Source organism: Shewanella sp. UCD-FRSSP16_17, from assembly GCF_001675935.1.
Taxonomy (GTDB): Bacteria; Pseudomonadota; Gammaproteobacteria; order Enterobacterales; family Shewanellaceae; genus Shewanella; species Shewanella japonica.
The window spans coordinates 293,751-315,010 of record NZ_LZFV01000001.1 but is presented as its reverse complement, the minus strand read 5'-3'; the positions used below and the strand labels follow the sequence as shown (position 1 = coordinate 315,010).

At 38.8% G+C, this 21,260-nt stretch carries 20 protein-coding genes; 12 read left to right on the top strand and 8 right to left on the bottom strand.

Annotated elements, in window-relative coordinates; genetic code table 11:
- The first annotated feature begins 6 nt into the window (after positions 1-6).
- Both A9267_RS01385 and A9267_RS01380 read left to right on the top strand, forming a co-directional pair.
- Entirely contained in the window at positions 7-387 is a 381-nt protein-coding gene (locus tag A9267_RS01385) for a DUF2069 domain-containing protein (protein WP_065107972.1), read from the top strand.
- A gap of 233 nt (positions 388-620) precedes the next feature.
- Positions 621-2,576, top strand: coding sequence for a hypothetical protein (locus A9267_RS01380; RefSeq protein WP_156669079.1), 1,956 nt, complete (start codon positions 621-623; stop codon positions 2,574-2,576).
- Positions 2,577-2,689: 113 nt separating this feature from the next.
- On the opposite strand, the gene hda is transcribed toward A9267_RS01380, so the two are convergent.
- Positions 2,690-3,400, bottom strand: a complete 711-nt coding sequence (gene hda / locus A9267_RS01375; RefSeq protein ID WP_055023189.1) for a DnaA inactivator Hda — start codon at positions 3,398-3,400, stop codon at positions 2,690-2,692.
- A gap of 152 nt (positions 3,401-3,552) precedes the next feature.
- The gene (locus A9267_RS01370; protein WP_065107971.1) at positions 3,553-4,671 is read right to left on the bottom strand and encodes a DUF2066 domain-containing protein; all 1,119 of its coding nucleotides are present in this window, start codon (positions 4,669-4,671) and stop codon (positions 3,553-3,555) included.
- A gap of 205 nt (positions 4,672-4,876) precedes the next feature.
- Between A9267_RS01370 and A9267_RS01365 the strand changes: the two genes are divergently transcribed.
- On the top strand, positions 4,877-6,106 hold the full coding sequence (locus A9267_RS01365; protein WP_055023191.1) for a uracil-xanthine permease family protein: 1,230 nt from the start codon (positions 4,877-4,879) through the stop codon (positions 6,104-6,106).
- A 151-nt stretch (positions 6,107-6,257) separates the two neighbouring features.
- Here A9267_RS01365 and A9267_RS01360 read toward each other — a convergent pair whose 3' ends face one another.
- Entirely contained in the window at positions 6,258-6,599 is a 342-nt protein-coding gene (locus A9267_RS01360) for a Grx4 family monothiol glutaredoxin (protein WP_065107970.1), read from the bottom strand.
- Between the two features lie 237 nt (positions 6,600-6,836).
- Between A9267_RS01360 and sodB the strand changes: the two genes are divergently transcribed.
- The 4 genes from sodB to A9267_RS01340 all read left to right on the top strand — a co-directional run bounded on the left by sodB (position 6,837) and on the right by A9267_RS01340 (position 12,607).
- Complete coding sequence (sodB, locus tag A9267_RS01355; RefSeq protein ID WP_065107969.1) at positions 6,837-7,421, top strand: superoxide dismutase [Fe]; 585 nt, start codon at positions 6,837-6,839, stop codon at positions 7,419-7,421.
- 333 nt (positions 7,422-7,754) lie between these two features.
- Positions 7,755-9,689, top strand: coding sequence for a PrkA family serine protein kinase (locus tag A9267_RS01350; protein ID WP_055023194.1), 1,935 nt, complete (start codon positions 7,755-7,757; stop codon positions 9,687-9,689).
- 94 nt (positions 9,690-9,783) lie between these two features.
- A complete protein-coding gene (locus A9267_RS01345) occupies positions 9,784-11,055 on the top strand; it encodes a YeaH/YhbH family protein (protein ID WP_065107968.1) in 1,272 nt (423 codons plus the stop codon).
- A gap of 10 nt (positions 11,056-11,065) precedes the next feature.
- A complete protein-coding gene (locus tag A9267_RS01340; RefSeq protein WP_065107967.1) occupies positions 11,066-12,607 on the top strand; it encodes a SpoVR family protein in 1,542 nt (513 codons plus the stop codon).
- Between the two features lie 77 nt (positions 12,608-12,684).
- On the opposite strand, the gene fadR is transcribed toward A9267_RS01340, so the two are convergent.
- A complete protein-coding gene (fadR, locus tag A9267_RS01335) occupies positions 12,685-13,401 on the bottom strand; it encodes a fatty acid metabolism transcriptional regulator FadR (RefSeq protein ID WP_372036970.1) in 717 nt (238 codons plus the stop codon).
- Between the two features lie 459 nt (positions 13,402-13,860).
- Here fadR and nhaB point away from each other — a divergent pair, with 459 nt between their 5' ends.
- Together nhaB and dsbB are read left to right on the top strand one after the other, a co-directional pair.
- Positions 13,861-15,453: a sodium/proton antiporter NhaB gene (nhaB, locus tag A9267_RS01330; protein ID WP_065107966.1), complete on the top strand. Its 1,593-nt coding sequence runs from the start codon at positions 13,861-13,863 to the stop codon at positions 15,451-15,453.
- Between the two features lie 82 nt (positions 15,454-15,535).
- Entirely contained in the window at positions 15,536-16,051 is a 516-nt protein-coding gene (gene dsbB, locus A9267_RS01325; protein WP_065107965.1) for a disulfide bond formation protein DsbB, read from the top strand.
- A gap of 99 nt (positions 16,052-16,150) precedes the next feature.
- Here dsbB and A9267_RS01320 read toward each other — a convergent pair whose 3' ends face one another.
- From A9267_RS01320 to A9267_RS01310, 3 genes are all read right to left on the bottom strand, one after another.
- Positions 16,151-16,591 carry a YcgN family cysteine cluster protein gene (locus A9267_RS01320; RefSeq protein WP_065107964.1) on the bottom strand — a complete coding sequence of 147 codons (441 nt, stop codon included), beginning with the start codon at positions 16,589-16,591 and terminating at the stop codon, positions 16,151-16,153.
- Positions 16,592-16,632: 41 nt separating this feature from the next.
- Entirely contained in the window at positions 16,633-17,607 is a 975-nt protein-coding gene (locus tag A9267_RS01315; protein ID WP_065107963.1) for a lytic murein transglycosylase, read from the bottom strand.
- A gap of 183 nt (positions 17,608-17,790) precedes the next feature.
- Positions 17,791-18,069, bottom strand: coding sequence for a YcgL domain-containing protein (locus tag A9267_RS01310; protein WP_055023200.1), 279 nt, complete (start codon positions 18,067-18,069; stop codon positions 17,791-17,793).
- Positions 18,070-18,189: 120 nt separating this feature from the next.
- Between A9267_RS01310 and minC the strand changes: the two genes are divergently transcribed.
- The 3 genes from minC to minE are packed head-to-tail and all read left to right on the top strand — an operon-like array spanning position 18,190 to position 19,956.
- Complete coding sequence (minC, locus tag A9267_RS01305; protein WP_065107962.1) at positions 18,190-18,855, top strand: septum site-determining protein MinC; 666 nt, start codon at positions 18,190-18,192, stop codon at positions 18,853-18,855.
- A gap of 28 nt (positions 18,856-18,883) precedes the next feature.
- On the top strand, positions 18,884-19,693 hold the full coding sequence (gene minD / locus A9267_RS01300) for a septum site-determining protein MinD (RefSeq protein ID WP_055023202.1): 810 nt from the start codon (positions 18,884-18,886) through the stop codon (positions 19,691-19,693).
- 2 nt (positions 19,694-19,695) lie between these two features.
- On the top strand, positions 19,696-19,956 hold the full coding sequence (minE, locus tag A9267_RS01295) for a cell division topological specificity factor MinE (protein ID WP_055023203.1): 261 nt from the start codon (positions 19,696-19,698) through the stop codon (positions 19,954-19,956).
- A 125-nt stretch (positions 19,957-20,081) separates the two neighbouring features.
- Here the strand turns inward: minE and rnd are convergent, their stop codons facing one another.
- Positions 20,082-21,194, bottom strand: a complete 1,113-nt coding sequence (gene rnd, locus A9267_RS01290; protein ID WP_055023204.1) for a ribonuclease D — start codon at positions 21,192-21,194, stop codon at positions 20,082-20,084.
- Positions 21,195-21,260 lie beyond the last annotated feature (66 nt).

Below are 21,260 nucleotides of genomic sequence, written 5' to 3'. Positions count from 1 at the left end.
ATCACCATGAGCACACATTCTTTGTTTCAGCTGTGCCGGCTAGGATATGTTGCATTGCTAATGCTATTAACAGGTTGGTTTATTCAACAAGGTCTTAGTGGCGTATATTCAATGGCGTTTAGCTTATTATGGATTGTTCCTCTATTGCTCCCTATTAAAGGGATCCTAACAGGCAAGCCTTATACTTATGCTTGGGCGAGTTTCATTCTCTGCTTATACCTATTACATGGGTTAACTTTAGTCTGGGTCACAGAAGACGCATTATACTTTGCCATTATTGAGTCATTACTAATTAGTGCCCTACTCATAGGCTTTCCGTTTTATGCCCGTAAACGCGGTAGAGAGTTAGGCTTAGGCTTAAAGAAAAAATCCCAACAAGACAAATAACATCGTCATAGTTGATTTTTAAAGCGCCTCATGGCGCTTTTTTATTATTTTTATTCCAAGTATCTCGGTTTATTTTATAAGTGAATATATATTTACACTAAAGTTACCAATGGGTTAACACAATCTTTAGGTAACTTAATTCCCATGCTATAGTGAATTATAATAACTTTGCACTAGCCTTTAGCGCTTAAAAGGTCGTCGAAGTAAGTAGTAATAAGCAACGGAGATTGTGCATGAAACTTGGCCCTATTAATTCGCTTTCAATATCTTCAACACTCGCTGTGAGTATGACAGCATTAGTTTTATCCGCCTGTGGAGGTTCATCTAGTGACTCAGAAAGTAATGGAACCCCTGACAATTCACTGCCAATTAACGCTTGTGAAACCAGTTTAGGCTTAGTTCAAGTCGAAACGGCATCAAATCYGATTTTTAATGTTGAGCAGCAATACACGGCTGGGCAATCAGCAACAATTATCGCAGGCATGAGCGCTGGTCAGTCATCTGGAATGAACTTCAAGTGGCAACAACTATCAGGCCCTATCATTAGTACGGTTTCTGAAAACAGCCCTTTGCTATCATTTGTTATACCTGAACCAGGCAGTTATTCTTTTTCAGTTACTGTTACAGGCAATCAAACCGAGCTTACTGAAACTGTCAATATTGATGCAGGCGTTGCTATTGCCCAATTAAACATCAATAGCGACCATCAAGTCGTAGAAGGTAACGGCGTGAGTTTGAGACTACAGCGGATCAATGGCCAAGTCGCAAATGATATTGAGTGGTGTTACTTCTCTGGACAAGAAATCAACCTTGATTTAACCAACGAAGAACGTCCACTGTTTACCGCTCCAACTGTCAGCACCGACAGCATTATTGGTTTAAAAGCAACGGGTCAAGTTTCTGGTCAGAGTTTATCTGATGAAGTGTTTGTTTTGGTAACCAATGAACCATCAATTACCTCGCCTTACTTTGATCAACCTGTAGCACGAACTTATTCATATAATACTGAATCAAGTTATGCAGATATTGCCAGTTCATGTGTTTACTCAACTCAATTACAGCAAACTTGTGAGATTGTAGATTTACCTTTAATTGGCCAAATGAATAATGCTGAAAACATCAGTTCTGTGATGGATCGTGTTGTTGTTTCACACGATTGGATGGGTAAAAATTTCGAAACATTTTTAACTCAAGCTGACCCCAATAGTGATTTTATTAAACTGTTACAATCAGTCACAGCCGTCGTAATAAGCTACGATGTTAGACCGTCATTTTATTGGGTTGCGACAGGCGCTATTTACCTAGATCCTGAATATTTATGGTTAACACCAGAGCAACGAGATTCAATTAACGAAGCACCAGATTACCGTAGTGATTTTGGTAATGAGTTACAATTTAGAATGCCTTGGCGATATGTAAAGGATAATGATTACGCATACTCCAGTGTTGAGCGAACAAAGCGCCAAACACGTAGCATTGCAGATATCACCCCCAGTCTAGCCAGTTTGCTATATCATGAATTAGCTCATGCGAATGATTTTTTCCCTCGCTCAGTACATGATACTTTAATAGGGCCAACTCTCATTGATGACTTTTATCGAAGAACCGATAGTAATTCATTGGTGTCAGACCAACTTCAAAATGTCGACCCACTCACCAGCAGTGAAATGTATGGTTTAGCCAGTGTTAGCTTTCAAGGCACTGACGCTAATGCAACCCAAAAAGCCTATTTACCGAGCGACATTACCAGCTTCTTTTTAACAGATCATGCAAATGACTTTTATGCATACTCTTCAACTCGTGAGGATGCAGCAATGCTGTTTGAAGAATCCTTCATGAGTCATAGATATCAAATCCAACGTGATGTTGCAGTAACTGATGCAACGGACTTAATCGTTGATTGGGGACAACGTGGCAGAGTTGGCTCAGCTGAACTGTTAAATAGAGCAGCCTTCGTTATTGATGAAATCATGCCAGAGGTTGACGGTAAAACACTGCTTAATGCACTACCTGAACCCATTAATATGACTGCTGGTATAAATTGGTATGATAATATTGCCATTACGCCAGTAAATTCCAGTAACCCAGCAAGAGTGAGCGGCTTTGAGGCAATATCGACTGAAGTTGAACGTCGTCCAGTTCAAATGGGCAGAGAGCATAAAAAACTGCCACCACTCATTCGTCAATAAATATGTTACGAGTTAATTTAAAATCAATACAATGATAAAAAGCCACCTAAATGGTGGCTTTTTTACGTAAAAAATGACATCGACAATGACAAGCTAGTGGCTGAAATTTTTTATTATAGTCTCAGCATTTCTTTGATAAATGGAATCGTTAATTTTCTTTGATGTACCATCGAGGCTTTATCTAACTTATCTAATACATCAAACAAGGTACGTAAATCGCGTGCCATTCTAGTTAACAAAAAACGCCCGACTTCATCAGATAATTGCAATCCACGCATTGCAGCACGGCGTTGGAGTGCGACTAACTTTTCTTCATCAGCCATGGGCTGTAATTGATAAATAAGCCCCCACTGCATTCGAGATATTAAATCTGGTAATGCAAAGCCAGCTTCTGTGGGAGATGAACTGCCGCTAACAATTAATCGACAGTCAGGCTGCTCGGCGACACGATTGTATAAATGAAATAACGCTTCTTCCCAGATAGGGTGACCCGCAATAGCATCGATGTCATCAATACAAATTAATTGTAGCGATTCCACACCTTCGAACAAAGCAGGAGAAATACTGGCATGAATACCTAAGGGAATATACAGGGTTCGTCTATCAAGCTCATTGGCATGGGCACAAGCAGCGTGCATCAAATGTGTACGACCTGACTTAACCGGTCCAAACAAATACATACTTGACGATAAACTGCCCTCTGCAGTCGCTTGCAGTTTTTGAATCAATTCATCATTCCCCACTGCGGGGTAATAACTTTGAAAAGTTTCATCGTCAGGTAAATATACAGGCAATGATAATTGTTTTGGTGAGTTTTGGGTCACTCAAAAATTCTCTAATAATAAAACAAGCAAAGTAAAGTATAACACAGCCAAGTTAATAACTGCTGTTGAATAACTAAGCGTTAAAGGTTCCCTAAACACACTAAGATCAACTTTCCCACTTCAACGCTGAATAAATCAGCAATTGTTAACGCTTAATGCCACTGATAAATCAATGTTTCTGTTAGTTCCGTCTTAAAGTCTTCCTCTGATTCTGGGTTTGGTAACACAGCGTCAACGGGTTCAGACTGATTTAGTGTATCAAGTTGGGTCAATCTTTTATTGATATTCAGTAATTTCTGTAAATCATCAGCAGTACCAAATAGTGATAATTTATAAGTCACTGTATCAGCTTTAAACTGATGTAAACTGACAGATTTTATTGCACTTAATTGGTTTAAATAAGCTTCAATCTCGACTAACTGAGCCATATTTTGGACACCAACTAACGACAAATGTGTCGTTGCACTATTACCACTATCAGCAAAGGCATATTGGCTAACAAAGTACTCGGCAAGTGTTGATAATATTTGATTAGTAGCCGTTTCATAATCAAGCACTTCAGCCTGATGGTGAATAAGCGGTTGCATTACAGCAGAGTCACTTTCTTTATCAAATAACGAAACTTGAAAGCGAACAAATCCACCGACTTGATCCATATCCGCAATAGCAAAATAGTCTGCGCGGTAACGCTTTGAGGCTTCAGAGACAACATCAGTAAACATACCTCGGACGTCAGAAACATTGATTTTCATCACATCATCTAAGTCCATCAAAGGCAAAATGACTGGAATGCCTTTATTGCTTGATTCAAGCTCAATTTGAGTACGAGTATCCATATCAGAAATGTCAGACAAGATATGACGCTCGCCATTGTCTTCGATTGACACCCACAATAGGGTTAAAGGACGTTGCTTGCCCCAAACAGGTAACTCAGCCTGGCGAAGTGTTGAAATAATTCTTTTATGATCAAAGTTAGCTTTTAGGACTAACTCATCGTCAATTTCACTGTAACCATATTGAGTCAATAACACTTCAGGCTGGTTAATCTGAGCCTTTACTAATGGATGTGAAACTGCAGAAGGTAAACCGGAATTTTTTACAAATACAGCGGAAAGTGCCGTTTTTAATGCTTGTTGACGTTCAGATTTAGCACGTGAAGAGACAACAATATCCGCTTCATCTAATAAGCCGACTTCAGCAGACATGCTACTTGTTGTTAATCCTACTGAAAGCAGGACAAATAACAAAATTTGTAATAAAAATTTTGGCATATAAAAATCATAAAAAAGTAATAATGATCAGAAGTGTAGCATATTATTTTTATGACTAGAATGAGATAACCAAGACAATATAAGCAGATTTATTATTGAAATTATTCGAATAACTCTGATTAAACTTGATTTGTATTACAGACATTTACCCCTTTATGGCCTATCTTACTGAATAATTAAAACGAGACAGGATACCTACCGGCTTATGAACCGTTTATTCATTCCTTTACAAGGTGCGCAAATGTTATTTGTGGCCTTTGGTGCATTAGTATTGATGCCATTACTGAGTGGTTTAGATACGAGTGTTGCCCTTTTCACTGCGGGTATCGGTACCCTAATCTTTCAGGTCATCACTAAAAGACAAGTTCCAATATTTCTCGCATCATCCTTTGCCTTTATCGCCCCGATTATGTACGGCGTACAAACCTGGGGAATACCTGCAACCATGGGCGGGCTGATGGTAGCAGGTTTTGTTTATGTCATTTTAGGTGCTTTAGTTAAAGTGAAAGGCAGCGGTTTTATTCATAAACTCTTACCGCCTGTCGTTGTCGGTCCAGTGATTATTATTATCGGTTTAGGCCTTGCACCTATGGCTGTGAATATGGCATTGGGTAAAACGGGCGATGGGAGTACAGTGCTGGTCGAGCCTAACATCGCACTGTTTATTGCATTAATGTCATTGGCAACCACAGTCGCAGTAGCAGTATTTGCCAAAGGGGTATTGAAATTAATGCCAATCCTAGCAGGTATTCTTGTTGGTTATGGTCTTAGTTTATTTTTCGGAATTGTTGACTTCTCCCCGGTTCATCAAGCTGCCTGGCTTGCCATGCCAAATTTTGTCGCACCAGAGTTTCACTGGCAAGCCATCCTCTTTATGATCCCAGTTGCTATTGCTCCTGCGGTTGAACATATCGGTGATCTGTTAGCTATATCTAACGTAACTGGCAAAGATTACATGAAGAAACCTGGGTTACATCGCACGCTTACTGGCGATGGTGTTGCAACAATGGCAGCGTCTGCATTTGGTGGACCACCGAATACAACCTACTCAGAAGTGACTGGTGCAGTGACGCTTACTAAAAACTTCGATCCTAGAATTATGACTTGGACAGCGATTACCGCTATCTGTTTAGCCTTTATAGGAAAATTAGGTGCGCTCATGCAAACCATTCCATTACCCGTGATGGGCGGCATCATGTGTTTGCTTTTCGGTTCTATTGCAGCCGTGGGACTCGGTACGTTAATTCGTAACCAAGTTGACTTAAACGAACCACGTAATTTAAGTATTGTGGGAGTGACATTAGTATTTGGTATTGGTGGTATGGCTTTCGGTATCGGAGAATTTAGTTTAACTGGGATAAGTTTATGTGGCTTAGTTGCCATTGTAATGAACTTAATTTTACCTAAAACCCCCGAAACAACTAAAGCGTCATAAAAGAGAAAACAAACAGTAAAATAGACAATAAAAAACCTAAAGTGAAAACACTTTAGGTTTTTTTGTATCTGGTTAATAACGGCAACCGATATGAACCAAGCATAGAAACTATAATTTATGCAATAGTGCGGGCTATAGCATAATCTGAAGCTTACTCAGCGCCTTCTTCAGTACGGAACTTATCAGCAGTTTCTTTGATAATTGGCTGTAATTCGCCTTTTTGGTACATTTCAGTGATGATGTCACAACCACCAATTAATTCACCTTCAACCCACAATTGTGGAAATGTTGGCCAGTTAGCAAATTTTGGTAATTCAGCACGGATATCTGGATGCTGTAAAATATCAACGAATGCAAACTGCTCTCCACAGTTAATCATAACTTGAGCGACTTGAGATGAAAAACCACAGCTTGGTAACTTTGGAGAACCTTTCATATATAAAATAATTGGGTTTTCACTGATTTGCTGTTTAATCTTGTCTACTGTTTCCATTGTAATTCCTAAGTGCAACTTAATAATCTTGACCCATTGTACTCGACCCTGAGCCATAACAAAATCCCACAGTTTGTAGGGTTATAATAAAAAACGCTTTTTTAGATGGTCACTATCGACATTATTCATCAAACAATGATTCACATCACAAAAATTTTAAGTACAATGTCGGCAGAGCAATGATGCCTAAGTGGTACTCATACAATAACGATAACCTATGTCCATGGAGAGATAATAATGGCTTTCGAATTACCAGCATTACCATATGCTAAGAACGCACTTGCACCACACATTTCTGAAGAGACTATTGAATATCACTACGGTAAGCATCACAACACTTACGTTGTTAAGCTTAATGGTCTTGTTGAAGGTACTGAATTTGCTAACAAAACATTAGAAGAAGTTGTTAAAACTTCTACTGGTGGCATGTTCAACAACGCTGCTCAAATCTGGAACCACACTTTCTACTGGAACTGTTTAGCTCCAAATGCTGGCGGCGCACCTACTGGTCCTATCGCTGATGCAATTAACGCAGCTTTCGGTTCTTTCGAAGAGTTCAAAGCTAAGTTTACAGATTCTGCTGTAAACAACTTCGGTAGCGCTTGGACTTGGTTAGTAAAAAATGCTGACGGTACTGTTTCTATTGTTAACACTAGCAATGCTGCTACTCCGTTAACTGACGAGTCAGTAACATCACTACTAACAGTTGATGTTTGGGAACATGCTTACTACATCGATTACCGTAACGTTCGCCCTAACTACATGGCTGCGTTCTGGGAACTTGTTAACTGGGATTTCGTTAACGCAAACTTCGCCGGTTAATCTACCCACAAAGTAACAATTGAGATGAAGTAAAAGGAGCCTAATGGCTCCTTTTTTATTACTCAAAATGAGATATTTTTCATTTACCCATCTAATACCAAACGCATTTATAGTTAAATAAAACTTTTGCAACAGTTGCAATTGCAACTGTTTATCATTGTTTTTATTGATAATTTTTATTTCTAATTTCTCGCCAAGTTCAAATCTCTAGCCTAGACTTAATTTAGCAAGTGGGTTTATTTACTCATTTAAGACAGTCAAATGTCACCGTAAAAACAAACCAAACATGCGCTATCACATACTTTCTTTCAGCTAAGTTTCAAGGGGTTTCTTATGGGCATATTCGAACATTACCAACAACGTTATGAACAAAAGCTAGATGAAGAATATTCATTACAACAGTTTCTTGAAATCTGTAAGGAAGACAGAAGTGCATATGTTTCAGCCGCCGAAAGAATGCTAATGGCAATTGGTGAGTCTGAAACAATTGATACATCAAAAGATCCTGTTTTAAGTCGTATTTTTTCAAACCGACTTATTACTCACTATCCAAGTTTTAAAGATTTCTATGGGATGGAAGAATCAATTGAACAAATTGTTTCTTACTTAAAACATTCAGCTCAAGGGTTAGAAGAGTCTAAACAAATACTTTATCTACTAGGGCCAGTTGGCGGCGGTAAGTCATCTTTAGCAGAAAAACTTAAGTCACTCATGCAAAAGGTACCAATTTTTATTTTAACAGCCAATGGCGTGCGTAGTCCTGTTAACGATAGTCCACTGTGTTTATTTGACGCAGAAGAAGACGGAGAACTACTAAGCAAAGAATATAATATTCCTACTCGATACATTAAAACCATCATGTCACCTTGGGCAGTGAAACGGTTACATGAGTTTGGTGGCGATATTACTAAATTTAAAGTCGTTAAAGTATATCCTTCTATTCTTGATCAAACTGCAATCGCTAAAACTGAACCAGGAGATGAAAATAACCAAGATATATCGGCACTAGTCGGTAAAGTAGATATTCGTCAGCTTGAACACTTCTCACAAGATGATGCCGATGCCTATGCCTATTCAGGGGCTTTATGTCGAGCAAACCAAGGTGTGATGGAGTTTGTTGAGATGTTTAAAGCACCGATAAAGGTACTGCATCCACTATTAACAGCCACTCAAGAAGGTAATTATAACGGAACAGAAGGATTATCGGCCCTTCCCTACAACGGCATGATATTGGCTCATTCGAACGAGTCAGAGTGGACAACATTTAGGAACAATAAAAATAATGAAGCATTTTTAGATAGGGTTTATATCGTTAAAGTGCCATATTGTTTACGTGTATCCGAAGAAATTGAAATTTACCAAAAACTGTTATCAAACTCCGAGCTATCTAAAGCGCCTTGTGCACCTGGTACACTAGAAACCTTAGCGCAATTTAGTATTTTATCCCGTCTAAAAGCACCAGAGAACTCATCAATCTATTCAAAAATGCGCGTGTATAACGGCGAGACATTGAAAGATACCGATCCCAAAGCAAAATCCTTTCAAGAGTATCGTGATTATGCTGGCGTCGACGAGGGCATGAACGGGTTATCAACCCGCTTTGCGTTCAAGATACTATCTCGAGTATTCAACTTCGACGATACAGAAATTGCAGCTAACCCTGTGCATCTGTTTTATGTCCTTGAAAAACAAATCGAGCAAGAACAATTCCCTAACGAAATCAGTGAAAAGTACTTAGAGTTTTTAAAAGGATATCTAATCCCTAAATATGTCGAATTTATCGGAAAAGAAATTCAAACTGCCTATTTAGAATCCTATTCCGAATATGGCCAAAATATTTTCGATAGGTACGTCACCTATGCTGATTTCTGGATTCAAGATCAAGAGTTCAGAGACCCAGAAACAGGCCAACTGTTCGATAGATCAGCTTTAAATGCCGAACTTGAGAAAATTGAAAAGCCTGCAGGAATAAGTAACCCTAAAGATTTTCGAAATGAAATCGTTAACTTTGTTCTTCGTGCACGTGCCAATAATGAAGGCAACAACCCACTTTGGACAAGTTACGAAAAACTGCGAGTGGTGATTGAGAAAAAAATGTTTTCTAACACCGAAGATTTACTCCCCGTTATTTCATTTAATGCGAAAACATCTGCTGACGATCAACGTAAGCATGATGATTTTATCAACCGAATGATGGAAAAAGGCTATACCCAAAAACAAGTAAGACTGCTATCAGAATGGTACTTAAGAGTCCGTAAGTCATCATAAATGTCGCTTAGTGAGCCTAGTCGTTGTGGGCGATTTTCATTTGAAAATTGCCCTCATTAGGCCATCTTTTAACGAGCTACATTAGGAGCTGTGTATGGCAAATTTTATTGATAGACGCCTAAACGCTAAAGGTAAAAGCACTGTAAACCGTCAACGATTTATTGAACGATATAAAAAACAAATCAAAAAGTCTGTCAGTGAAGCAGTGACACGCCGCAGCGTGACCGACATTGATAAAGGCGAGAAGATCAGTATTCCGACACGAGATATCAGTGAGCCCATTTTTCATCAAGGACAAGGTGGTATAAGAGAAAGAGTCCACCCAGGCAACGACCAATTTAATCAAGGCGATCAAATCGAGCGCCCTAAAGGTGGTGGTGCAGGTGACGGAAGTGGCGAAGGTGATGCATCAAATTCTGGTGAAGGTAAAGATGAGTTTTTATTTGAGATATCAAATGATGAATACCTAGAATTGCTATTTGAAGATTTGGCTCTGCCTGACTTACAGCAAACCAACGCCAAACAAATGGTGGAATTTGAAACCTACCGCGCTGGTTTTACCAATGTCGGTGTACCTGCCAATATAAACATCGTTCGTTCTTTACGGTCTTCACATGCAAGACGCATTGCAATGACCGCAGGAAAAAAGAAAAAACTCGCACAATTAAAAGCTGAGTTATCAAATCTTGAAAACACTCCCGGTACCCAAGCTGAAGTTATAATCGATTTAAAACAACAAATTGACGACTTACAGAAAAAAATTGATAGCGTTCCTTTTATCGATAGTTTTGATTTACGTTTTAATAATTTTGCTAAGCGTGAAAAACCTTCAAGCCAAGCAGTAATGTTCTGTCTAATGGATGTCTCAGGTTCTATGGATCAAGCAACAAAAGACATGGCAAAGCGATTTTATATCTTGTTATATCTTTTTCTAACGCAAACATACAAAAACTTAGAAGTCGTTTATATACGCCATCATACTCAAGCTAAAGAAGTCGATGAGCATGAGTTTTTTTATTCACAAGAAACAGGCGGCACAATTGTATCAAGTGCATTGAATTTAATGCATGAAATCCAACAGAAACGTTACCCTGCCGATGAATGGAATATCTATGCAGCACAGGCATCAGACGGCGACAATTGGGCTGATGACTCCCCTGTCTGTAAACAAGTGTTAGCAGAAAAGATATTACCAGTATCTCGTTATTTCAGTTACATAGAAATTACCCGACGCGCCCACCAAACCCTTTGGCGCGAATACGAAAACCTACAACAAGATTATGCAAATATTGCAGTGCAACATATCCGTGAGGTGGATGATATCTACCCTGTTTTCCGTGAGTTATTTAAAAAGCAGCCTAGCTAAGGAGAACATGATGACGAATCATAAAACCAAAGCAAAACAGCCATTAAGTGATGGGCCAGATTGGAGCTTTGATTTACTTGAAGCTTACATGACTGAAATTGAAAAAGTGGCTGCTTTTTATAAACTCGATAGCTACCCAAATCAAATTGAAGTGATCACTGCTGAGCAAATGATGGATGCATATGCAGGTATTGGTATGCCCATTGGTTACACTCATTGGTCTTTTGGTAAACGTTTTATAGAAACTGAACAAGGTTACCGTCGTGGCCAAATGGGATTGGCCTATGAAATTGTGATTAACTCAGATCCTTGTATTGCTTATTTGATGGAAGAAAACACCATCACAATGCAAGCTTTAGTGATGGCTCATGCAAGCTTTGGACATAACAGTTTTTTTAAGAATAACTATTTGTTCAAAACTTGGACTGATGCAAGTTCAATTATCGACTATTTAGTTTTTGCTAAAAACTACATTCATGAATGCGAGCTTAAATATGGAGTGGAACAAGTCGAGTTAACTGTAGATTCTTGCCATGCACTAATGAATTATGGTGTGGACCGATATAAGCGACCCGCAGAGGTATCGTTTAAAGAAGAGCAAATGCGTCAAAAAGATCGTGAGAGCTACTTACAAAGTCAGGTGAATGACTTATGGCGAACGGTACCTAAAAACCTCGATGAAAACCAACAAGAAAACAGTGCCTCCTTTCCTGATGAACCACAGGAAAATATTCTCTATTTTATTGAAAAAAATGCGCCGCTGCTTGAGCCTTGGCAGCGAGAAATTGTAAGAATAGTTAGAAAAATGGCGCAATATTTTTACCCACAAAAACAAACCCAAGTCATGAATGAAGGCTGGGCAACGTTCTGGCATTACACCATCCTAAATCACATGTTTGATGAAGGTACTGTTACCGATAGGTTCATGCTTGAGTTCTTACAAAGCCACACAGGAGTTGTCGCACAACCTGCGTATAACAGTCCGTATTATAGTGGGATAAACCCTTATGCTTTAGGTTTTAACATGTTTATAGATATCCGACGAATATGTGAATCCCCTACTGAAGAAGATATAAAGTGGTTTCCTGATATCGCTGGCAGTGACTGGCTTACAACCGTTACCTTTGCGATGGAAAACTTTAAAGATGAAAGTTTTATCAGCCAATACCTTTCGCCTAAAGTGATCCGTGATTTTAAATTATTCAGTATTCTTGATGATGACAGCTGTAATCGATTATCAGTATCAGCTATTCACGATGATCGAGGTTACCATCTCATTCGTGAAAAACTATCGCAGCAGTACAATCTATCCAATCTTGAACCAAACATCCAAGTTCAACGAGTAGATATAAATGGTGATCGGTCATTAACATTACGGTATGTGCCAAACAATCGAATACCGCTAGCCGGGAGTCATGAAGAAGTGTTAAAACATTTACATCGTTTATGGGGTTTCGATGTCAGCATTGAACAAGTTGATGCAAGTGGTAAAACAACAGTCTTAGCTCAATGTCCCACAAAGGAAGAACAGCAAAAAATGACTACACTATAGATAGCAATGGTTGATGGTTCACCTTTTTCGACACCAACAAAAAACCAACCTCTCGGTTGGTTTTTTAATTGCTGTTTTTATTTATCGTTTTTTGCAATTTCTGCAGGCATGTCATCACGTAGCTTTTGCCACATTATGCCACTGTTAATGCCGTTGGACTTCATCAGCGCAGGCACTTCAGTATATTTACCTTCCTGAGCTAATTTTTCTAGCGCTTTATAAAAATCCAGCGCAATAGTGCGTGCTTCTTGGCTTGAAAAGTAATAACGACCAACACGACTGTATAAGCCTTTAAAGCCGTTAAGAATTAATACATAAAGTGGGTTTCCGGATGAAAAAGCCAAAGCATGATGTAATTCATAGTCATAATCAGCATACGCTTCAGCTGTTTCTTCTAACTCATGAATTTTGGCTAATACTTCCTGCGCTTTTTCAGGGTTATTTCGAACAGCACCACGAAAATAAATCGCACTGACGTTCGCCCTTGCTGATAACAATTGATCCACCAATAGTGGAAATCCGTCAGGATTAAGATCAGCAATAGTTTCTAGGATATTAAGCCCTGATGTTTCCCAAAAGTTATTGACTTGGGTTGGTTTACCATGCTGAATCTTAAGCCAGCCATCACGTGCTAATCGTTGAAGTACTTCACGTAACGTGGTTCTAGTGACACCAATTAACTCTGATAGTTCTCGCTCAGCAGGTAAAATTGAACCTGGTGGGAATTTATTTTCCCAAATAGAACGGACGATATACTTCTCTGCAAAACTTGCAGGACCTTTTGCATTGATAATTGTCAACTTGAACATCCTGTGATTACTCAATGAACTGATCATACCAGAGGTATTCCAAATAGGCACTATTGATAAAGGTCAAACACACTGTTCTACAACGTTATTGGTGAATAAACAGACGATACAGGTAAAGAATGTGAGATAGGAGTTATATTCGTTATTTTTTTTCGTCCCAAAAATTAATTCGCATTACAATAGAAACCGTTTGCGCTAAACTAGCGCCAAAATTAATGGATGTAAGTTAGTGGTACAACTAACGAATTTTGAAATATCAAACAAAAGCAATATAAAACAACAACATAAATAGAGTTAAGCTTTGTCATTTTGCAATCATTAGACAAAATAGTTTAGGGGCAAAATCACCAACCATAACAGCAGTTTTTGTTTTGGCTTAAATTGGTCTACAAAATTCCTTCCTCAAAAATTCACTATCGTAAATTCATAACTGGAGAGGCTATTATGCCGTCAACCACTGGTGCTGCGTTTTTTAGTAACTTTTTGGGTAACTCCCCAAAATGGTACAAATACGCAATATTATCGTTTCTTGTAATAAATCCCCTTTTATTCTTTTTAGTCAGTCCGTTCGTTGCCGGGTGGGTATTAGTAATAGAATTTATTTTTACCTTAGCTATGGCATTGAAGTGCTACCCACTTCAGCCTGGTGGTTTACTAGCGATACAGGCAGTCATGATTGGCATGACTTCCCCAACACAGGTACTGCATGAGATAGAAGCAAACTTAGAAGTTTTATTGCTACTCATATTTATGGTTGCTGGTATTTACTTCATGAAGCAGTTGCTTCTTTTTGTATTCACCAAAATGATCACTAAAGTACGCTCTAAAATTATTGTTTCATTGATGTTTTGCGTATCTTCCGCTTTCCTTTCAGCATTTTTAGACGCTTTAACTGTTATTGCCGTCATCATTGCGGTCGCAGTCGGGTTCTACTCTATTTATCATAAAGTTGCCTCAGGCAAAGACTTTAGCTGTGACAAAGAACATGACCATACTTCAGAAGAGCGTGAACAACTTAACGATGAAGAACTTGAAGCTTTCCGTGGTTTTCTACGTAACTTGCTGATGCATTCAGGTGTTGGTACAGCACTTGGTGGTGTATGTACTATGGTTGGTGAACCACAAAACTTGATCATTGCAGCGCAAGCGCACTGGCAGTTTAGTGAGTTTTTCCTTCGCATGTCACCAGTCACTATGCCTGTGTTTATTGCTGGGATAACAACCTGTTTCTTGGTCGAGAAATTTAAATTATTCAGCTATGGTGCAMAATTACCAGATGCTGTTCATAAAATTCTAAGTGACTATTCAGATTACGAAGATCAAAATCGTACTAAAGCGGATAAAGTGAAGTTACTTGTTCAAGCATTGGTAGGGGTTTGGCTAGTTATTGGTCTTGCATTCCATTTAGCTTCTGTCGGACTGATTGGTTTATCTGTGATTATTTTAACCACAGCATTTAATGGCGTTACAGATGAACATGCATTGGGTAAAGCATTTGAAGAAGCCTTACCCTTTACTGCACTATTAGCCGTGTTTTTTGCTGTTGTCGGCGTAATCATTGACCAACACTTATTCGCGCCAGTGATTCAATGGGCATTAAGCTTTGAAGGAAACGCGCAACTGGTTATCTTCTATATTGCCAACGGCTTACTGTCCATGGTGAGTGATAACGTCTTTGTCGGAACAGTTTATATTAACGAAGTTAAAGCCGCTCTCATCAATGGTCAAATCACCCGCGATCAATTTGACTTACTTGCCGTTGCAATTAACACAGGTACTAATTTACCTTCAGTGGCAACACCAAACGGCCAAGCCGCATTCTTGTTCTTATTAACGTCTGCATTAGCACCATTAGTTAGATTGTCATACGGCCGTATGGTTTGGATGGCTTTGCCTTATACGATTGTGTTATCTATCGTCGGTATTATTGCAATTGAATCAGGTTTCTTAACCGATATGACGCAATACTATTATGATAATCAAATCATTATTCACCATTCAGCCAAAGATATTGGTGGAATTTCGGTTGGACATTAATGCCAATTTGAATTAAGTTTGACCTGAAAACACCCTCAATCGAGGGTGTTTTTTTATCGTCATAAATCGACAGGAGATTGATTTGACTGGTTTACAGGAATTTACTCGTTCTCGTACTGCATGGCTATTGCTACTTTTATCCGCAATAGGCCTAGAAGCAGCTGCATTATTCTTTCAGTACGTAATGGAATTAGACCCTTGTGTCATGTGTATCTATGTACGTGTGGCTGTATTAGGGTTAATTATTGCAGGAATTATAGGCGCCTTAGCACCTAAATTCTGGTTAACTCGCTTTCTTGGTCTCATTGGTTGGGGAGTCAGCGGCGTTTGGGGCTTATCGTTATCGCTTGAGTTAAATGAATTACAAGTTAATCCATCACCCTTTTCTACTTGTTCGTTTTTCCCAGAGTTTCCAACTTGGATGCCATTAGATCAGTGGCTGCCTTCGGTCTTTTCTCCAACGGGTATGTGTAGCGATGATCCTTGGACATTTTTGTCAGTGAGTATGGCGCAGTGGATGGTTGTCACTTTTGTTATCTATCTACTCGTTCTGGCGGTGATGCTACTTCCAGCAATAAAACCGTTAAAGCGCAGCTAACACCACGAAGTTGATTCGTTTATAAAAGAAAAAAGCACTCAATCAGAGTGCTTTTTTGTGGTCAATCAAATCTAACTTCACTTGTTCTAACCCGTAGCGTTAATCTAGGTCTTTCAAGGGCCATAGAACAATATGGTCAAAAACATCTTTAACTCGTTTCTCGTTAATGGTTTTCCCTTTAACTGAGATACCCGCTGCGTGCATTGCCTCTTTCGAACCGGTTAATAATGGATGCCAAGAAGGAAGCTCCCTGCCATCATGCAGACGCTTATAAGCACAAGAGTCAGGCAACCAAGTTAACTCTGCAATATTATCGACGGTAATCGCTGTACAAGCTGGCACATATTTAAATCGTTCAGGATAATGACGACAGGCGCACGTTTCATCATCGAGTAGATGACAAGCAGCATCTGTGTAATACAGATCCTCGGTTTCATCATCAATTAACTTATTCAGACAACACTTACCACAACCATCGCACAATGATTCCCATTGCACGGTGGTAAGTTGGTTAAGCTTTTTTTCAACCCAAAAAGACATAATTCAATACGGTAATAACTTACAATACCAGTATTGTATCATTATTTAATAGGAGGATTTTTGATTCGTTCAGATAGATAGGTCACAGTCAGTAAGAAATGTTCTTTTTTTGACCAAGCTTGCAGCAGTCGGAAATTATTATAAACCAGATACTCTCGGCCTTTTTCGCCATCAGGCATTAAGAAAGACACTTGCATGTCATCACGTTTAGGTAAATCATTGCCGTTGTATCGACGAACGCCCAGATCTTGCCACTCATTAAATGTTTGAGTGTGGTCAGCACCAATCAGATACTGCGGAACTGGATTAACTGAACTAACTTGTCTTCCCCAAGTTTCATCGTTTTTCCATCCGGTATCTTTAAGCATTGCAGCTGCAGTAGCAAAAGCGTCAAATTGGTTGTTCCAAATGTCTTTGTTTCCATCTCCATTGCCATCCTGGGCATAGGCTAGATATTGAGATGGCATTAACTGCATATGGCCCATAGCACCTGTTGAGGAACCAATTAATTGCTCATAGGTAACTTGTTGGCTATCGATGATTTGCAGCGCTGCGATAAACTCATCGATGTAAAACTGTTCTTTTACACCTGAATAGGCATTAGAAGCAGTGACAGATAAAATAGGAAAATTCCCCTTCTGTTCACCAAATTCTGAAGTCATTCCCCATAAGGCGACGAGAAAACGAGGCTGAACACCGTAACGGTCACCCAGCGCAATTAACGCATCTTCTTGTTCTTTAAACATTGCCCTAGCAGTGCTGACTGTTATTTCAGGTGCATTTTGTGGAATATAACTTTCTAGATTAATGCTCTTATCAGCGCCGTTAACAGTGGCACGTTTAAACACTTTTATTTTAGAAAAGTGTTTATTAATAGTATTTTGTGAAACACCAGCCTGTATTGCTTTGTTTTTTAATGAAGCTAAATAATCATCGAAAGTAACGGTTTGCTGTGCATGAGCAATGTTAAAAGTAATCAGAGAGATGACTACTGATGAAATGATCTTCCCAATCATAAAATGTCCTAAGTTAACTCATTACTGCTGTTTTTGTTCTTATTAACTAAACGTTAACACATTTGTGTTAACGTCGAAATACTAAAATTGATAACTGTATTAAAAACAAGCTATTGTAAATTTAATATCATTTAAAAAAACGCTTTTCAGGCCAATAAACTATCACTGTAATAACAGGCGACGCTAGTCTTTTATCCCTAAACTTTTTCTGTGTTCATCTAACAAATTCGTGACTGGTGGCGGGATTTGTAAATAAAAGCCTTTATCTGCTAATTCTGATTTGACCTTCTCAATATCAGCCATCGCTAACTCAGTACGTTTGGATAAAGGCACCATCATAACCAATTTGGGAGTGCCAAACATTTGCATTAATGCTTCAGGTACAGCGTCAAAAACATCACGTTTTTCAACGAATAAGTAAGTATCAATTTTTCGGCTGCTTTTATATACTGCGCATATCATTTTGAAGTTAAATTCCTATGTTTCTTGCTTGATAGTCAACAACGCACACTATAACATGGACAGTCATAATTTAATTGCAAATCAGTTCACACACTGAAATTTTTGGAGATTAACGCCTGGATGGCCACACAAAGTCTTGAGCTCAAAGCGACCTCTTTTACTCTTTCAGTTCTTCATATCAATACACACGATATAAGTGCGATAGCTGCTGATTTAGACAGAAAGCTATCCCAAGCACCGCAATTCTTTATCGGCGCACCATTAATTTTAAATTTAAGTACGATAGAACAACACGACGTTAATCTTGCTGCATTAAAACAACTTCTTACTGATAACCAATTAATCATCGTTGGTGTAACATCTGCAAACGATGATATTAGTAAACAAGCAAAATCGTTAGGCCTTGCGGTCGTTAAATCGGGCAAACAAGCCAAGAATATGCCAGCCCCAACCAAAGAAACCAAAATCATTAAACAAAATGTACGTTCAGGGCAGCAAATTTATGCAAAAAATGCTGACTTAATCATTTTTGGTGCGGTTGGTAATGGCGCAGAAGTGATTGCGGATGGTAGCATTCATATATATGGCGCTTTACGAGGTAAAGCAATGGCGGGAGCTTCAGGTGATCGCAATAGCATCATCATAGCCAATAGCCTTGACGCCGAATTAGTATCAATTGCTGGACAATATTGGCTAGCAGAACATTTGCAGCAGCATTGTAGCGATCAACGCGGTTGTGTTCGTCTTAATGACGAAACACTCATGGTTGAATCATTGCCTCAATAGTTGGCAACATAAAAGGATATAATAACAAATGGCACAAATAATTGTTGTCACATCAGGTAAAGGTGGCGTAGGTAAAACAACGTCAAGTGCAGCTATTGCGACTGGTTTAGCACTTAAAGGGAAAAAGACTGTTGTTATCGATTTCGATATCGGTTTACGTAATCTTGATTTAATTATGGGTTGTGAGCGCAGAGTTGTTTATGACTTCGTCAACGTTATCAACGGTGAAGCTAATCTCAATCAAGCACTAATTAAAGATAAACGTTGTGATAAGCTATTTATTTTACCAGCGTCACAAACCCGTGATAAAGATGCACTGACTAAAGAAGGTGTAGGCGGAGTGCTTGATGAACTCAGCAAAGACTTTGACTATATTGTTTGTGACTCACCAGCGGGTATTGAACAAGGTGCAATGATGGCCTTGTATTTTGCAGACATCGCTATTGTAACGACTAACCCAGAAGTGAGTTCTGTACGAGATTCAGACCGTATTCTTGGTATGTTACAAAGTCGCTCTCGTCGTGCAGAACAAAATCTTGAACCAATTCAAGAGTTTTTATTATTAACTCGCTATTCACCTGCTAGAGTTAAAACAGGTGAAATGTTAAGTGTCGAAGACGTATCAGAAATTTTAGCCATTAAGTTAGTCGGTGTAATTCCTGAATCACAAGCAGTATTAAAAGCATCAAACTCTGGTATTCCAGTCATTAACGATGAAGAAAGTGATGCAGGTTTAGCGTACGCTGACACTGTGGCGCGTTTACTTGGTGATGAAGTACCATTTCGTTTTCTGACAGAAGAGAAAAAGGGATTCTTAAAAAGGATATTTGGTAGCTAACTATGTCTATACTTGATTATTTTAGAAGCAATAAAAAAACCAACACAGCGGTGACAGCCAAAGAGCGCCTGCAAATTATCGTTGCTCATCAACGTGGTGAACGTGATGCACCTGATTACTTCCCAAAAATGAAACAAGAGATCATTGAAGTTATCCGCAAATACGTTCATATCTCTGAGGATCAGGTATCAGTTCAGCTTGACCAAAATGATGACAAGCTGTCGGTACTTGAGTTAAACGTCACTTTACCTGATGGTAAATAACGTTTTTCAGGTCATAGCTTACTAAGCTGAACCTCACTATAAAAAAGCCAAGATAAAACGTATCTTGGCTTTTTTAATATCGTTAACTCAATAGCCTTGCTGACTGTATAAAAGTTCCTTTCGTGTTAACCAAACTTTATTTCTTCTAGGCTATCTTTAATGATGCTCGCTCGCCAGCCAGTTAATAATAATGGCGTGTCTGTTTGTTTTTTATGATAAAGCCACAGTAAAAATTCATGAATGAGACGTTTAGAGCCAATAAACTCAATCGCGACATCATGTTGCTCAGCCAGTTGCGTGAGGATGACTTTAACTTCTTTAAATGAGGCTTTATAACCATTTTTAAGGGCTATCACGTCCACAGCTTCTGGTAAATTTTCTAAATCTGCTGTTTGAAGCAGTTTGATGATCTCTTTACCATGGAAACGCTTTTCATGATCGGTTAAGTCATTTAATTGATTCAACTCAACTACCGTTTTCGGCTGTTTTTTTGCTAAAGCAATCAAGGCATGATCTTTAATGATAAAGCCAAGTGCAGAATCTTTCTTTAATGCTTTTTGTAAACGCCAAGTGGCCAATACTTTCAAGTAAGCCAATTGTTTTGGGAATAACTGAAACGCATTTTTCACCTTTAAATAAGCAAACTCTTCATCAGGCGGCGTTAAACGCCCTTCTGTCATCCGCTCACCCTCTTCCAGCAACCAATCCATGCGGCTGGCTTGATTAACTTTTTCAAGTAATTGTGGGTAAAGGTTATATAAATAGTAAACATCATTCGCGGCGTATTGTAATTGTGCATCGGTTAACGGACGTTTCATCCAATCAGTTCGTGACTCGCCTTTATCAATCTCAATGTCTAAAAACATATTAACTAATTTTGCGTAACCAACCCCATGTCCCAAACCACATAAGCTAGCGGCAATTTGGCTATCAAATAAAGGACTTGGCTGACATTGTCCGTAACGTGCGAACACTTCTAAATCTTCACTACAAGAATGCACAAGTTTAGTAATTGAAGTATTTGTTAATAACTCCCAAAAACACGATAAATCAGGCAGAGCAACGGGATCGATTAGCGCCAATGTTTTGCCATCATAGGCTTGAATAAGACCCAACTTCGCGTAGTAGGTTCTTGTTCTTACGAATTCAGTGTCTAAGACCAGTAATTCACTTTGTTGATATTGTGCCACTAACGCTTCTAAACTTGCTTGGTCACTAATGTATTCGAACGATAACAAAATTCACTCCAGTATTAACTTATCGCCAATGAAAGGTCTAAATAGGATGCATTAAAAAGCCGGCAA